Consider the following 14,851-nt stretch of genomic DNA (forward strand, 5'->3'; position numbering starts at 1 on the left):
AACGCCCTCGGGCGCCTCACACTTTATCCACAGTCTGCGCCTTGGCGGCCGGCAAGGTGAAACCGGACACCGAACGTCGCAGCTGGCTGGCCATTTTCGCCAGGTTGCCGATGCTCTCGGCCGTAGCGGTGGAACCGGACGAGGTCTGCGTGGTGATCTGCTGGATCACGTTCATCGTCAGGGAAATCTGCCCGGCCGAAGACGTCTGCTGTTGTGCCGCGTTGGAAATACTCTGGATCAACGCCGCGAGGGTTTTCGACACGCCTTCGATTTCTTCCAGAGCCACACCGGCATCCTGCGCCAGACGCGCGCCACGCACCACTTCGGTGGTGGTCTGCTCCATGGAAATCACCGCTTCGTTGGTGTCGGCCTGGATCGCCCGCACCAGGGTTTCGATCTGCCGCGTCGCGGCGGACGAGCGCTCGGCCAACCGTTGCACTTCGTCAGCCACCACCGCAAAACCGCGCCCGGCATCACCGGCCATGGAGGCCTGGATCGCGGCGTTGAGTGCAAGAATGTTGGTCTGGTCGGCAATGTCATCGATCAGGCTGACAATGTCGCCGATCTCTTGCGAAGACTCGCCGAGGCGCTTGATGCGCTTGGCCGTGTCCTGGATCTGCTCGCGAATGTTGTCCATGCCGTGGATGGTGTTGTGCACCACCTCGTTGCCCTTGTTGGCGATTTCCACCGAGCGCTCGGCCACCGCCGAAGACTCGGCGGCGTTGGCCGACACCTGATCGATGGACTGCGCCATGTCGTTGATCGCGGTGGAGGCTTCGCTGATTTGTTGCGCCTGATGCTCCGAGGCCTGCGCCAGGTGCATGGCAGTGGCCTGGGTTTCCTGCACGGCGGCGGCGACCTGGCCGGCGGTGAGGTTGATCGTCGCCACCAGATCGCGCAGCTGGTCCACGGAATAGTTGATCGAATCGGCGATGGTCCCGGTGAAGTCTTCGGTCACCGAAGCGGTTACGGTCAGGTCGCCGTCGGCCAGGTCTTCGATCTCGTCGAGCAGGCGCATGATCGCGTTCTGGTTGCGCTCGTTCTTCTCGGCGGTTTCGCGCAACTGACGATTGGTTTCGCGCACCATCACCATCCCGATAAGGATGATCGACATCAGCGCCGCCAGACCCAGCACGTAGCCGCCAATGGTGTCTGTATTGCGCCCGCTGGCGAGGTTTTCGAACCCTGAGGCCAGATGCGAGGCTTCGTCGAGCAGGGTTTGCGACAGGCTGAAGATGTTGGTCGCCGATTCGCGGACCTTGAACAGCTCCGGCGAGGTTTCGAGGATTTCATCCACCGAACCCGAGACGAATTCGAACAGCTCGGAAATCTCGATCAAGCGGGCACGGGCATCGTGGTCTTCGACCTGACTGACTTTCAGTGCCGGATTGCCCTGGAGCATACCCGTGAGCACCAGGCCGAAACGCGCGGCGTCGCGGCCGAACGCGTCGGCGGCCTGTTGCGAATTTTCGTCGCCGGACAGCACAGTGTTTACCGCGCCGAGGATACGTTCGGCCAACAACGACTGACGCTGGGCCATCGCCACCTGAGCGGCGGGCGCGCCGCGTTGCAGGAGAATTTCGACGACTTTTTCGTACTCGACCTGCAACTGCGGCACGGTTTCAGCGAGGGTGGCGGCGACTTGATGCAGCGACAAAACCGTCTGTTCGCTGGAGAGGATCGCGTCGGTGTTTTTCAGCACGCGCTCCCAATCCAGCTGCACGGCGCGCATTTCCGGGCGCACGGCGGACGGTGCTGGCGGCAGCCCGGTGGAAGGGTCGCCCTTCTTCAGATAACCCCAGCGCTGGGCAAAATCGTTGCGCGCATCGCTGAGCAACTTGAACGCCGCGGCCTTGCCGGCGGCGGCTTCAGTGGCGTTTTTGGCGATGCGCTGGGACAGCACGCGCAGCTCACCGGCGTGGCCGATGTACTGTTTATCGTACGAGGCCTGGGTGTTGAGGTAAGCGAAGTTGGCGAACAGCAGCATGATGAAGACAATCAGCGCGATGAACAGCGCGATGATCTGCGAGCGGCTGCGCGATCCTTCTGGCTTGCCTGTTTTAGCTTTTATCATCGGTCCTCGCCTGTTAACCAACACCCTAAAGCACACCGAAGGTCTCCTGTGGGAGCGAGCCTGCTCGCGATTCAGGCGCCGCGGTGTCTCAGGAACACCGCGTTATCGTTCAATCGCGAGCAGGCTCGCTCCCACAAGGGATCCGGGGTTACAGCGCTACATGCATGAAGCTTTGCGACCGCACCAGCGCAAACGGGCTGAACACCTGCCAATTCTGCTCACGCTGAAACCGGCCCTTGATGAACGGTGCAATCGGGCCACTCAAGTTATCCACCGGCTCCAGGCTGTCCTGGGCAAAGTGCTGAAGGCCGAAAACCTCATCGACCATCAACCCGGCAAACACCTCGTTATGCTCCACCACCAGCACTCGCCGCTGCTTGCGCACCGCCGATAATTCGTGCCCGAAAAAGGCACTCAAATCCATCATCGGCAGCAAGCGCCCACGCAGGTTGGCCACGCCCTTGACCCAAGGCTTGACCCCCGGCAACTGGGTGAAGCGCGGTTCATGCAGGACTTCGCTGACTTCACCCATCGGCGCGACGTACCACGCCTCGCCCAAACGAAAACCGATGCCGCTCCAACTGTCCTGTCGGGTTGGCTGCGACGGCAGATCCGCCGCCAGCAGACGACAGCGCTGGTCGATCTGCAGCAGCAGTTCGAAGGCGGTCAACGACTCGGTCATGGTCGGGTGATCAACCGGCCAGCACGTTGTTCAGGGTTTTGATCAGGGTGTCTTCGTCGACCGGTTTGGTCAGGTAATCCTTGGCGCCCTGGCGCGTGCCCCAGACCTTGTCGGTTTCCTGATCCTTGGTGGTGATGATGATCACCGGGATGTGCCCGGTTTCCGGGTCTTTGGTCAACTGACGGGTCGCCTGGAAACCGTTGAGGCCGGGCATGACGATGTCCATCAGCACGGCGTCGGGTTTTTCCTGACGGGCCAGGGCCACGCCGTCGGCGCCGTTTTCGGCTTTCAACACTTCATGACCGTGCTTTTCCAGCATGCCGGTCAGTTTGTACATTTCGGTCGGCGAATCATCGACGATCAGAATACGTGCCATGGTTTTCCCCATTCTTGTCGACGCCGGGCCCGCTGGCCGAGCGTCACTGTGCGTGTCCTACTGCGGCAAAACGGCGGCGAAGCCCGGTACATGGGCCTGGATCGCGTTAAGCAGTTCTTCCTTGCTGAAAGGCTTGGTCAAAAACTGGTCGGAGCCGACGATGCGCCCCTTGGCCTTGTCGAACAACCCGTCCTTGGACGACAGCATGATCACTGGCGTGGACTTGAACGCACTGTTGTTCTTGATTAAAGCGCAGGTCTGATAGCCATCCAGACGCGGCATCATGATGTCGACAAAGATGATGCCGGGATGATGATCGGCAATCTTTGCCAGCGCATCGAAACCATCGATGGCCGTAATGACTTCACAACCCACATTCTTCAACAGCGTTTCGGCGGTGCGACGAATCGTCTTCGAATCGTCGATGACCATGACCTTCAAGGCGCTGGAATGCTGGCCCATAAATGCTCTACCGTCGCCTTTGCGAATCAAATTGTCCGTTTTCCGGTTACCGGCGGCTTGAAACCCTTGATACTCAAGGGCCAGCACGACATGGCAGCCTTTTTAGCACAGTCTCCAAATGCAATCTATCGGGCGTCCTTTGAAGTGGTTTTTCCTTGACCGGGAACACACTCAGCGCCACTCTGACGCCACTTTTATACGGTCCTTTGGATTGATCTTTTGTGGGAGCGAGCCTGCTCGCGATGGTCGTCAACGATGACGCGTGCCAGCAGGATAAGCGCGGTGTCCTGAAGTCCATCGCGAGCAGGCTCGCTCCTACAGGGACTTACATAGGCCTCCCCCACTTCAGAGGAAAAACCCATGAGCGTTCGCGTCGGGATTGTCATGGATCCCATTGCCAGCATCTCCTATAAAAAGGATAGCTCGCTGGCCATGCTGCTGGCCGCACAGAAGCGCGGCTGGGAACTGTTCTATATGGAACAGCGCGACTTGTATCAAGGCGAAGGTGAAGCCCGGGCGCGGATGCGGCCGCTGAAAGTTTTCGCCAACCCGGAAAAATGGTTCGAGCTGGAAGACGAGACCGACGCGCTGCTGAGCGATCTGGACGTGATCCTGATGCGCAAGGATCCGCCGTTCGACATGGAGTTCGTCTACTCCACTTATCTGCTCGAGCAAGCCGAGCGCGCGGGCGTGCTGGTGGTCAACAAGCCGCAGAGCCTGCGTGACTGCAATGAAAAACTGTTCGCCACATTGTTCCCGCAGTGCACGCCGCCGACCGTGGTCAGCCGCCGCGCCGACGTGCTGCGTGAGTTCGCCGCCAAACATGGCGATGTGATCCTCAAGCCGCTGGACGGCATGGGCGGCACCTCGATCTTCCGTCACCGCGCAGGTGACCCGAACCTGTCGGTGATCCTGGAAACCCTGACCGCGCTGGGCACCCAGCAGATCATGGGCCAGGCGTACCTGCCGGCGATCAAGGACGGCGACAAACGCATCCTGATGATCGACGGCGAGCCGGTGGATTATTGCCTGGCGCGGATTCCGGCGGCCGGCGAAACCCGCGGTAACCTCGCCGCCGGTGGTCGTGGCGAAGCCCGTCCGCTGAGCGACAAGGATCGCTGGATCGCTGCCCAGGTCGGCCCGACCTTGCGCGAGAAAGGCCTGCTGTTCGTGGGTCTCGACGTGATCGGCGAGCACCTGACGGAGATCAACGTCACCAGCCCGACCTGCATTCGCGAGATTGATAACGCGTTCGGCACCGACATCGGCGGCCTGTTGATGGATGCCATCGATCAGAAGCTCAAGGCCCGTTGATATAGAACACCCAAGATGAAACCAACATTGCGCTATCATGCGCGGCCTCTGAAAAACGCGATGTTGGTTTTCTTGTCATGACACTTCCGTCCGATCTGCCCGCTGAACTCGCCCATCGTGGCGTGCGCCCGGCCGATCGCCTCGGATTTACCCTGTTTCTCGCGGCGTTGATTCACCTGGCCTTGCTGTTGGGCGTCGGCTTTACGATGGTCGAACCCAAGCAAATCAGCAAAACCCTGGAAATCACCCTCGCCACCTTCAAGAGCGAAAAGAAACCGGCGAAGGCCGACTTCCTCGCGCAGGAAAATCAGGAAGGCAGCGGCACCCTGGATAAAAAGGCGATTCCCAAGACCACCGAGGTCGCGCCGTTCCAGGACAACAAGGTGCAAAAAGTCACGCCACCGCCGGCCGCCAAGCCTGAAGTCCAGGAAGCAGCGCCCAAGGCTGCCGTGACCACCGTCGCGCCGAAGCCGAAGAAAGCCGCGGCCAAGACCGAAGAGCCCAAACCTGCCACCAAACCCGCCATCGCCGCGCCGACGTTCGACAGTGAACAGCTGTCCAGCGACATCGCCAGCCTCGAAGCGGAACTGGCCAACGAACAACAGCTGTACGCCAAGCGCCCGCGTATCCACCGCCTGAGCGCGGCCTCGACCATGCGCGACAAAGGCGCCTGGTATAAGGATGAGTGGCGCAAAAAGGTCGAGCGCATCGGTAACCTCAATTATCCGGATGAAGCGCGGCGCAAACAGATTTACGGCAATTTGCGCTTGATGGTCTCGATCAACCGCGACGGCTCGCTTTTTGAAGTATTGGTACTGGAGTCGTCCGGGCAACCGCTGCTGGATCAGGCAGCGCAGCGAATTGTGCGGCTGGCTGCGCCGTTTTCGCCGTTTACCGGGGATTTGTCGGACATCGACCGACTGGAAATCATCCGCACCTGGAAATTTGCGCGCGGGGACCGACTGTCCAGTAATTAACCACAGCGTACAACCCTGTGGGAGCGAGCCTGCTCGCGATGGCGGTCTGTCTGACACCTCAATTTTGAATGTGCCGCCGTCATCGCGAGCAGGCTCGCTCCCACATTTGATCTGTGTCGACAGCCAAATTGCGGCATCCCCAGCTTGTCAGTTCGCCCCTCCAACGCCACACTAGCGCTCATGAAGAACGTCAGCCCAAGCTACCTCAAGCATCACTTCCTGATCGCCATGCCTCACATGGCCGACCCGAACTTTGCCCACACCTTGACCTACATCGTCGAGCACACGGCCAATGGTGCGATGGGGCTGGTGGTCAACCGTCCGCAAGACCTGAATCTGGCCGATATCCTCGAGCAATTGCGCCCCAATATCGAGCCGCCGCTGCTCTGCCAGCATGTGCCGATCTTCATCGGCGGCCCGGTGCAGACCGATCGCGGTTTTGTCCTGCACCCGTCAGGCAAGCAGTTTCAGGCGACCGTTGATCTGGAAGGCGACCTCTCGTTGTCCACCTCCCAGGACGTATTGTTCGCCATCGCCGATGGCGTCGGCCCGGCAAAAAGCCTGATCGCCCTCGGTTACGCAGGCTGGGAAGCCGGACAACTTGAGGCCGAACTGGCGCAGAACGCCTGGCTGACCTGCCCGTTCGATGCCGACATCCTGTTCAACACCAGCAGCGAATTGCGCCTCGAAGCAGCGGCCAAGCACCTGGGCGTCAACCTCAGCCTGCTCACCAGCCAGGCGGGACACGCCTGATGGCCCTGCGGCTGATTCTGGGTTTCGACTACGGCACCAAACAGATCGGCGTGGCGGTCGGCCAGGTGATTACCGGCCAGGCCCGCGAGCTGTGCACCTTGAAGGCACAAAACGGGGTGCCCGACTGGAATCAGGTCGAAGCGCTGATCAAAGAGTGGAAGCCCGATGCCGTGGTGGTCGGCCTGCCGTTGAATATGGACGGCACGCCCAGCGACATGTGCCTGCGCGCCGAGAAGTTCGCCCGCCGCCTCAACGGTCGCTACAACCTGCCCTTCTATACCCACGATGAACGTCTGACCACGTTTGAAGCCAAGGGCGAACGACGTGATCGCGGCGGGCAAAAGGGCAGTTACCGCGACAACCCGGTCGACGCCATCGCCGCCGCCCTGCTGCTGCAAGGCTGGCTCGATGAAAACAGCGCACTGTTCGAATCCTGAAGAGCCGTAACAAGCGACTCTCTATAGCGACAACCCGAGCCACCGCCAGCAGCACCCGGCCCGGGCCCAAGAAGGAGCAACCATGAGCCTGCCCAATCCCGCCGAACTGATCAGCCAGATGGCGATCCGTCTCAAGGCACATCTGGAACACCGTGGCATCAGCGAACCGCGCTACATCGGTATTCGTACCGGCGGCGTCTGGGTTGCCCAGGCGTTGCTCGAAGAACTGGGCAGCGACGCGCCGCTCGGCACCCTGGACGTGTCTTTCTATCGTGACGATTTCAGCCAGAACGGCCTGCACCCGCAGGTGCGCCCTTCGGCGCTGCCGTTCGAGATCGAAGGCCAGGACCTGGTGCTGATCGACGACGTACTCATGAGCGGCCGCACCATCCGCGCCGCGATGAACGAACTCTTCGACTACGGCCGCCCGGCCAGCGTGACGCTGGTGTGCCTGTTGGACCTGGACGCCGGCGAGCTGCCGATCCGCCCGAACGTGGTCGGCGCGACGTTATCGCTGGCCGCCCACGAGCGCGTGAAGCTGTCCGGTCCGGAACTCAAGCTCGAACTGCAAGACCTCGCCCTTTAATTCGCCCTATTGAGAGTCCCCCTCGCGATGACGCCTCTAGAAACCAAGCGCCCGCTGCAGCTCAATGATCAGGGCCAGCTGCGCCACTTCCTCTCGCTCGACGGCTTGCGCCGCGAGCTGCTGACGGAAATCCTCGACACCGCCGACTCGTTCCTCGAAGTTGGCGCCCGGGCAGTGAAGAAAGTCCCGTTGCTGCGCGGCAAGACCGTGTGCAACGTGTTCTTCGAGAACTCCACCCGCACCCGCACCACCTTCGAACTGGCGGCCCAGCGCTTGTCGGCGGACGTGATCACCCTCAACGTCTCGACATCGTCGGCGAGCAAGGGCGAAACCCTGCTCGACACCCTGCGCAACCTGGAAGCCATGGCCGCCGACATGTTCGTCGTGCGCCACGGTGATTCCGGCGCCGCGCACTTCATCGCCGAACACGTGTGCCCGCAAGTGGCGATCATCAACGGCGGCGACGGCCGTCATGCGCACCCGACCCAAGGCATGCTCGACATGCTGACGATCCGTCGGCACAAAGGCAGCTTCGAAAACCTGTCCGTGGCCATCGTCGGCGACATCCTGCACTCGCGGGTGGCGCGCTCGAACATGCTGGCGCTGAAAACCCTCGGCTGCCCGGACATCCGCGTGATCGCACCGAAAACCCTGCTGCCGATCGGCATCGAGCAATACGGCGTGAAGGTCTACACCGACATGACCGAAGGCCTGAAAGACGTCGACGTGGTGATCATGTTGCGCCTGCAACGCGAACGCATGACCGGCGGCCTGCTGCCGAGCGAGGGCGAGTTCTATCGCCTGTTCGGCCTGACCACCGCGCGCCTGGCCGGGGCCAAACCGGACTGCATCGTCATGCACCCGGGGCCAATCAACCGGGGCGTTGAGATTGAGTCGGCGGTGGCCGACGGTCCGCATTCGGTGATTCTCAACCAGGTAACCTACGGCATCGCGATTCGTATGGCCGTGCTGTCCATGGCCATGAGCGGGCAGACTGCCCAGCGCCAATTCGAGCAGGAGAACGTTCAGTGAAGCTCAGCATTCTCGGCGCCCGCGTGATCGATCCAGTCAGCGGGCTGGATCAAGTGACTGATATCCACATCGAAGCCTGCAAGATCGTCGCCCTTGGCGCCGCACCCGCCGGTTTTGTTGCCGTCGATACCATCGACGCCCAAGGCTTGGTGGCCGCACCGGGGCTGGTTGACCTGAACGTCGCCCTGCGCGAGCCGGGCTACAGCCGTAAAGGCTCGATCGTCAGCGAAACCCGCGCCGCCGCTGCCGGTGGCGTGACCAGCCTGTGCTGCCCGCCGAAGACCAAACCGGTGCTGGACACCTCGGCCGTGGCCGAACTGATCCTCGACCGCGCCCGCGAGGCCGGCAACACCAAGGTGTTCCCGATTGGCGCCCTGAGCAAAGGCCTGGACGGCGAGCAACTGGCCGAGCTCGTGGCGTTGCGCGATGCCGGCTGCGTGGCCTTCGGCAACGGCCTGGAAAGCTTCCGCAACACCCGCACCCTGTGCCGGGCGCTGGAGTACGCGGCGACTTTTGACCTGACGGTGATTTTCAACTCGCAGGACCATGATCTGGCCGAAGGCGGCTTGGCGCATGAAGGTCCGACCGCCAGTTTCCTCGGCTTGCCGGGTATTCCGGAAACCGCAGAAACCGTGGCGCTGGCCCGTGATCTGTTGCTGGTCGAGCAAAGTGGCGTGCGCGCGCACTTCAGCCAGCTGACCAGCGCTCGCGGCGTGGCCCTGATTGCTCAGGCCCAGGCGCGTGGATTGCCGGTGACGGCGGATGTCGCCCTGTACCAGTTGATCCTGACCGATGAAGCGCTGATCGACTTCAGCAGCCTCTATCACGTCCAGCCGCCACTGCGCACCCGCGCCGACCGCGATGGCTTGCGTGAGGCGGTGAAATCCGGCGTGGTTTCGGCAATTTCCAGTCATCACCAGCCCCATGAACGGGACGCCAAACTGGCGCCGTTTGGTGCGACTGAGCCGGGGATAAGCAGCGTTGAACTGTTGCTGCCGCTGGCGATGACGCTGGTGGAAGACGGTTTGCTCGATCTGCCGACGTTGCTGGCACGCCTGAGTGCCGGGCCTGCGCAAGCCTTGCGCTTGCCGGCGGGGAAACTGGCGGTGGGTGGTGCGGCGGATATCGTGCTGTTCGATCCGGCGGCTTCGACCGTGGCCGGTGAAACCTGGTTGTCCAAGGGTGAGAACTGCCCGTTCATTGGGCATAGTTTGCCGGGTGTGGTGCGTTACACGCTGGTGGATGGGCGGATTAGCCACCAGGCTTAAGACCGCGTTGTCCCAATCGCTAGCAGGGCTAGCTCCCACACAGGATCTGTGAATTACACAAATCCCCTGTGGGAGCTAGCCTGCTAGCGATGACTTACTGGAAAGTGCCGCGATTCTGCGCGTTACGCACGGAAACTTGGTCATTCAGCGTCCAGAAGTCATACAAAACCCCCAGAAAGAACAACCCGCCCGTCACCAGGTACAGCAACCCGCTGATCCACTTCCCCTGATACATCCGGTGCACGCCGAACACGCCCAGAAACGTCAGCAGAATCCACGCAACGTTGTATTCGATAGGCCCGGCGGTGAAACGCAGGTCCGCTTCACGATCCATGGCCGGGATCAGGAACACGTCGATCAGCCAGCCGATACCCAGTAAACCCAGGGTGAAAAACCAGATCGTCCCGGTCACCGGTTTGCCGTAATAAAAGCGGTGAGCACCGGTAAAACCGAAAATCCACAGCAGGTAACCGATCACTTTGCTGTGGGTATCTTGATGTGGAACGGGGTGTCGATAGGTGTTCATGAATGGCCTCGAATCACACGATAGATAAATATTCTTGAATTCTTTGTGACTTTTTTACAGGTGGCCGACGTATGGCAAATGCTACCGTGTCTCCCGTCAAACCCTTATAGCACCTGACTTCTGTCCGACAATTGCGTCTATTTGCCGCGTATTGGGCTCCGTTGACCGCCAGGTTGAATCGACCAACGGCCTCGGAATGACAAAAAAAGCTGTTATAAAGTTTCGCGCTAACCAACACGAGCCTTGCCTAATGCGTCCATTTTTCAAGACATGGCTAACCATTTGCCTTTTGATGCCACTGGCCGCCCACGCCACCAATCGTGAGCAACGTCTTCCTAACGTTAATGGTTACACCCCAAAATCCCATGTTTCTGCTCCTTCGAGCAAAAACAAACAAACTGCCAAGCAACCGACCTCGCTGAGCAAAGCCAACAGCAAGCTTGTCCCGCCGATGGCGACCAAGGAAAGCAGCAATGTGCTGAGCCGTGCCGTCAACGTCCTCGGTACACCTTACCGTTGGGGCGGCAGCAGCCCAAGTAAAGGGTTCGATTGCAGCGGCCTGGTGAAATACGCGTTCAACGACGCCACATTTGACCTGCCACGCACCTCGAACGCCATGGCCAGCGGTCATGGCGAGAAAGTCGAACGAGGCGACCTGAAGCCGGGCGACCTGATTTTCTTCAACATCAAGAGCCGCCGGGTCAATCACGTTGCCATCTACCTGGGCAACGACCGCTTCATCCACGCACCACGCCGTGGCAAGTCGGTGACCATCGACACCTTGAAGAAACCGTACTGGGAAAGCCACTACGTGGTTGCCAAGCGGGTTCTGCCTAAAGAGAAGAACACGCTGCAGGTTGTTCAGCGTTGATTTGAAAATCCCGGGCCCAACCCGGGATTTTGCTTTGAACCTGATGCCCCCATCGCGAGCAGGCTCGCTCCCACATGTGAATGCGATCACCTGTGGGAGCGAGCCTGCTCGCGATGGCGTTTCCGGACTGGTCAAAAGTTATCCGGTGACCGCGCCTTATCCCGCGCATGCTCGCGACTGATCAAGCCCTTGGTCACCAACTCCTTCAAGCACATATCCAGCGTCTGCATCCCCAGATTCCCGCCGGTCTGAATCGACGAGTACATCTGCGCCACCTTGTCCTCGCGGATCAGGTTACGAATCGCCGACGTTCCCAGCATGATTTCGTGCGCCGCGATCCGCCCGCCGCCGATCTTCTTCACCAGCGTCTGCGACACCACCGCCAGCAGCGACTCGGACAGCATCGAACGCACCATCGACTTCTCATCCCCCGGAAACACATCCACGATCCGGTCGATGGTTTTCGCCGCCGACGTGGTGTGCAACGTGCCAAACACCAGATGGCCAGTCTCGGCAGCCGTCAGCGCCAGGCGAATAGTCTCCAGATCACGCATCTCGCCCACCAGAATCACGTCCGGGTCTTCCCGCAACGCCGAACGCAGGGCTGTGGCGAAGCTGCGGGTATCGCGATGGACTTCGCGCTGATTGATCAGGCATTTGCGTGATTCGTGGACGAATTCGATCGGGTCTTCAATGGTCAGGATGTGGTGATGACGATGGTTGTTCAGGTAGTCGATCATCGCCGCCAGGGTGGTGGACTTGCCGGAACCGGTCGGGCCGGTGACCAGCACCAGGCCACGGGGGGAGTCGGTAATCTTGCGAAACACTTCCCCCATCCCGAGGTCTTCCATGCTCAGGACCTTCGACGGAATCGTTCGGAACACCGCGCCGGCGCCACGGCTCTGGTTGAACGCATTGACCCGGAAACGCGCAACGCCGGGTACCTCAAAGGAAAAGTCGGTTTCCAGGTGTTTCTCGAAATCCACACGCTGGGTGTCGTTCATGATGTCGTAGACCAGCTCCTGAACTTCCTTGTGATCCAGGGCTGGCAGATTGATGCGCCGCACATCGCCGTCGACGCGAATCATCGGTGGCAGGCCTGCCGACAGGTGCAAGTCGGACGCTCCTTGTTTGGCGCTGAACGCCAGCAGCTCAGTGATATCCATAGCACTCCTCAATTCCAGTAGAATGCCGCCAACCTCAGACCCGCTGGCGCCTCTTGAATGTCCACGATAGCAGACAACATTGAACTGGTTAGTTCACGCATCCGGGCTGCAGCCCTCGCCGCCCACCGTGACGAACACAGCGTTCAGCTCCTGGCCGTGAGCAAGACCAAGCCCGCCGAGGCCCTGCGCGAAGCACATGCCGCCGGCCTGCGCGACTTTGGCGAGAACTACCTGCAGGAAGCCCTGGGCAAACAGCTCGAATTGGCCGACCTGCCCTTGATCTGGCACTTCATCGGCCCCATTCAATCGAACAAGACTCGCGCTATCGCCGAGCACTTCGCTTGGGTGCATTCCGTGGATCGCTTGAAAATCGCACAACGCCTGTCCGAACAACGCCCTGCCGATCTGCCGCCACTGAACATCTGCATCCAGGTCAATGTCAGCGGTGAGGCCAGCAAATCCGGTTGCACCCCGGCCGACCTGCCGGCCCTGGCCAACGCCATCAGCGAACTGCCGCGCATCAAGCTGCGCGGGCTGATGGCGATTCCCGAACCGACGGAAGATCGCGCCGCCCAGGACGCCGCTTTTGCTGCCGTGCAAAGCCTGCAAGCCAGCCTGAACCTGCCGCTCGACACACTTTCCATGGGCATGAGCCACGACCTTGAGTCGGCCATCGCCCAAGGCGCCACTTGGGTCCGCATCGGTACGGCCCTGTTCGGCGCCCGCGACTACGGTCAGCCTTGAACCCATGGCCGACTCTTCTATTTATAAGGACCTGACATGAGCAAGACTCGTATTGCCTTTATCGGTGCCGGCAACATGGCCGCCAGCCTGATCGGCGGCCTGCGCGCCAAAGGTCTGGACGCCGCGCAGATCCGCGCCAGCGACCCGGGCGCAGAAACCCGCACCAAAGTGAACGCCGAACACGGCATCGAAGTATTCGCTGACAACGCCGAGGCCATTCAAGGCGCCGACGTGGTCGTTCTGGCGGTCAAACCGCAAGCGATGAAAGCCGTGTGCGAAGCGATTCGCCCGAGCTTGAAACCGGATCAACTGGTGGTATCCATCGCTGCCGGCATCACCTGCGCCAGCATGAACAACTGGCTCGGAGCACAACCGATCGTGCGCTGCATGCCCAACACCCCGGCGCTGCTGCGTCAGGGTGTGAGCGGTTTGTTCGCCACCGCCGAAGTCACCGCAGAACAGCGCCAACAAGCGCAAGAACTGCTGTCGGCCGTGGGCATCGCCTTGTGGCTGGATGAAGAGCAGCAACTGGACGCCGTCACCGCCGTCTCCGGCTCGGGCCCGGCGTACTTCTTCCTGTTGATCGAAGCCATGACCGCCGCCGGCGTGAAGCTCGGCCTGCCGGCGGACATCGCTGCCCAACTGACCCTGCAAACTGCCTTGGGCGCCGCACACATGGCGGTTGCCAGCGATGTCGACGCGGCTGAACTGCGTCGCCGTGTGACATCGCCGGCGGGCACCACAGAAGCTGCAATCAAATCGTTCCAGGCTGGCGGCTTCGAAGCGCTGGTAGAAAAAGCACTCGGCGCCGCTGCGCACCGCTCGGCCGAGATGGCTGAGCAGCTCGGTCGCTAATCAGCCCTTACAAAGGAATAAATGATGCTAGGACTCAACGACGCTGCCATTTTCATCATCAAGACCCTGGGCAGCCTGTATCTGCTGATTGTGCTGTTGCGTTTCATCCTGCAACTGGTCCGGGCGAACTTCTACAACCCGCTCTGCCAGTTCATCGTCAAGGCTACCCAGCCGCTGCTCAAGCCGCTGCGCCGGGTCATCCCGAGCATGTTCGGGCTGGATATGTCGTCACTGGTGCTGGCGCTGATCGTGCAGATGCTGCTGATCGCGGTCATCGTGTCGCTCAAAGGCTTCATGGTCGACTGGGTGCTGCTGGTGCCGTGGGCGCTGATTGCGCTGTTCTCGCTGTTTTTGAATATTATTTTCTGGGCGATGATCATCAGCGTGATTCTGTCCTGGGTCGCGCCGGGCAGCCACAATCCGGGCGCCGAGCTGGTCGCGCAGATTACTGAACCGGTACTGGCCCCGTTCCGCCGGATCATTCCGAACCTGGGCGGCCTCGACATCTCGCCGATCTTCGCGTTTATCGTGATCCAGTTGCTGCAAAGCTGGCTGATTCCGCGGCTGGCGTACTTTGCCCTGATGCCTCAAGGGCTGCTCGGTTTGATCTGATACCGCGTCATCGTTCTTCGCGGGCAAGCCTCGCTCCTACAGATTTAGAGTCGATCGCGATATTGGCGAACGACACATTACCTGTAGGAGCGAGGCTTGCCCGCGAATGTAGCGCC

18 protein-coding genes are annotated in these 14,851 nt (G+C 60.8%); 12 read left to right on the top strand and 6 right to left on the bottom strand.

Annotation, left to right across the window (positions count from 1 at the left end; translation table 11 throughout):
• Nucleotides 1-16 precede the first annotated feature (16 nt).
• From J4E42_RS06635 to pilG, 4 genes are all read right to left on the bottom strand, one after another.
• Nucleotides 17-2,074, bottom strand: coding sequence for a methyl-accepting chemotaxis protein (locus J4E42_RS06635; protein ID WP_008026203.1), 2,058 nt, complete (start codon nucleotides 2,072-2,074; stop codon nucleotides 17-19).
• A gap of 148 nt (nucleotides 2,075-2,222) precedes the next feature.
• Entirely contained in the window at nucleotides 2,223-2,756 is a 534-nt protein-coding gene (locus J4E42_RS06640) for a chemotaxis protein CheW (RefSeq protein WP_008026202.1), read from the bottom strand.
• A 10-nt stretch (nucleotides 2,757-2,766) separates the two neighbouring features.
• On the bottom strand, nucleotides 2,767-3,132 hold the full coding sequence (gene pilH / locus J4E42_RS06645) for a twitching motility response regulator PilH (protein ID WP_007897961.1): 366 nt from the start codon (nucleotides 3,130-3,132) through the stop codon (nucleotides 2,767-2,769).
• Between the two features lie 57 nt (nucleotides 3,133-3,189).
• On the bottom strand, nucleotides 3,190-3,594 hold the full coding sequence (pilG, locus tag J4E42_RS06650) for a twitching motility response regulator PilG (protein ID WP_008026200.1): 405 nt from the start codon (nucleotides 3,592-3,594) through the stop codon (nucleotides 3,190-3,192).
• On the opposite strand from pilG, the gene J4E42_RS06655 reads away from it, so the two are divergent.
• The 8 genes from J4E42_RS06655 to J4E42_RS06690 all read left to right on the top strand — a co-directional run bounded on the left by J4E42_RS06655 (nucleotide 3,583) and on the right by J4E42_RS06690 (nucleotide 9,961).
• Nucleotides 3,583-3,753 (top strand): hypothetical protein, encoded by a 171-nt coding sequence (locus J4E42_RS06655; protein WP_157214348.1) that lies wholly within the window; start codon nucleotides 3,583-3,585, stop codon nucleotides 3,751-3,753. The genes pilG and J4E42_RS06655 overlap by 12 nt on opposite strands.
• Nucleotides 3,754-3,954: 201 nt before the next feature.
• Nucleotides 3,955-4,908: a glutathione synthase gene (gene gshB, locus J4E42_RS06660; RefSeq protein ID WP_008026199.1), complete on the top strand. Its 954-nt coding sequence runs from the start codon at nucleotides 3,955-3,957 to the stop codon at nucleotides 4,906-4,908.
• A gap of 77 nt (nucleotides 4,909-4,985) precedes the next feature.
• Nucleotides 4,986-5,885, top strand: a complete 900-nt coding sequence (locus tag J4E42_RS06665) for an energy transducer TonB (RefSeq protein ID WP_008026197.1) — start codon at nucleotides 4,986-4,988, stop codon at nucleotides 5,883-5,885.
• Nucleotides 5,886-6,065: 180 nt separating this feature from the next.
• Entirely contained in the window at nucleotides 6,066-6,638 is a 573-nt protein-coding gene (locus J4E42_RS06670) for a YqgE/AlgH family protein (protein WP_032832312.1), read from the top strand.
• Complete coding sequence (ruvX, locus tag J4E42_RS06675; RefSeq protein ID WP_007945492.1) at nucleotides 6,638-7,075, top strand: Holliday junction resolvase RuvX; 438 nt, start codon at nucleotides 6,638-6,640, stop codon at nucleotides 7,073-7,075. The genes J4E42_RS06670 and ruvX overlap by 1 nt, the downstream gene beginning before the upstream one ends.
• A gap of 82 nt (nucleotides 7,076-7,157) precedes the next feature.
• Complete coding sequence (gene pyrR, locus J4E42_RS06680) at nucleotides 7,158-7,661, top strand: bifunctional pyr operon transcriptional regulator/uracil phosphoribosyltransferase PyrR (RefSeq protein ID WP_008026190.1); 504 nt, start codon at nucleotides 7,158-7,160, stop codon at nucleotides 7,659-7,661.
• Nucleotides 7,662-7,688: 27 nt separating this feature from the next.
• On the top strand, nucleotides 7,689-8,693 hold the full coding sequence (locus tag J4E42_RS06685; RefSeq protein WP_008026189.1) for an aspartate carbamoyltransferase catalytic subunit: 1,005 nt from the start codon (nucleotides 7,689-7,691) through the stop codon (nucleotides 8,691-8,693).
• Nucleotides 8,690-9,961 carry a dihydroorotase gene (locus J4E42_RS06690; protein WP_008026186.1) on the top strand — a complete coding sequence of 424 codons (1,272 nt, stop codon included), beginning with the start codon at nucleotides 8,690-8,692 and terminating at the stop codon, nucleotides 9,959-9,961. The genes J4E42_RS06685 and J4E42_RS06690 overlap by 4 nt, the downstream gene beginning before the upstream one ends.
• A gap of 94 nt (nucleotides 9,962-10,055) precedes the next feature.
• On the opposite strand, the gene J4E42_RS06695 is transcribed toward J4E42_RS06690, so the two are convergent.
• Complete coding sequence (locus J4E42_RS06695; RefSeq protein WP_008026184.1) at nucleotides 10,056-10,487, bottom strand: TM2 domain-containing protein; 432 nt, start codon at nucleotides 10,485-10,487, stop codon at nucleotides 10,056-10,058.
• Between the two features lie 250 nt (nucleotides 10,488-10,737).
• Here J4E42_RS06695 and J4E42_RS06700 point away from each other — a divergent pair, with 250 nt between their 5' ends.
• Nucleotides 10,738-11,358 carry a C40 family peptidase gene (locus tag J4E42_RS06700; protein WP_008036675.1) on the top strand — a complete coding sequence of 207 codons (621 nt, stop codon included), beginning with the start codon at nucleotides 10,738-10,740 and terminating at the stop codon, nucleotides 11,356-11,358.
• 131 nt (nucleotides 11,359-11,489) lie between these two features.
• On the opposite strand, the gene J4E42_RS06705 is transcribed toward J4E42_RS06700, so the two are convergent.
• Nucleotides 11,490-12,524, bottom strand: a complete 1,035-nt coding sequence (locus J4E42_RS06705) for a type IV pilus twitching motility protein PilT (RefSeq protein ID WP_008036678.1) — start codon at nucleotides 12,522-12,524, stop codon at nucleotides 11,490-11,492.
• Nucleotides 12,525-12,581: 57 nt separating this feature from the next.
• Between J4E42_RS06705 and J4E42_RS06710 the strand changes: the two genes are divergently transcribed.
• Genes J4E42_RS06710 through J4E42_RS06720 form a run of 3 tightly spaced genes read left to right on the top strand, consistent with a single transcriptional unit; the run spans nucleotide 12,582 to nucleotide 14,735 of the window.
• Entirely contained in the window at nucleotides 12,582-13,268 is a 687-nt protein-coding gene (locus tag J4E42_RS06710; protein ID WP_008036679.1) for a YggS family pyridoxal phosphate-dependent enzyme, read from the top strand.
• Between the two features lie 36 nt (nucleotides 13,269-13,304).
• A complete protein-coding gene (gene proC, locus J4E42_RS06715) occupies nucleotides 13,305-14,123 on the top strand; it encodes a pyrroline-5-carboxylate reductase (protein WP_207284875.1) in 819 nt (272 codons plus the stop codon).
• A 24-nt stretch (nucleotides 14,124-14,147) separates the two neighbouring features.
• The gene (locus tag J4E42_RS06720; RefSeq protein WP_192227547.1) at nucleotides 14,148-14,735 is read left to right on the top strand and encodes a YggT family protein; all 588 of its coding nucleotides are present in this window, start codon (nucleotides 14,148-14,150) and stop codon (nucleotides 14,733-14,735) included.
• Nucleotides 14,736-14,851 lie beyond the last annotated feature (116 nt).

It is taken from the genome of Pseudomonas sp. FW300-N2A2, from assembly GCF_017351735.1.
In the GTDB taxonomy this organism is placed as follows: domain Bacteria; phylum Pseudomonadota; class Gammaproteobacteria; order Pseudomonadales; family Pseudomonadaceae; genus Aquipseudomonas; species Aquipseudomonas migulae.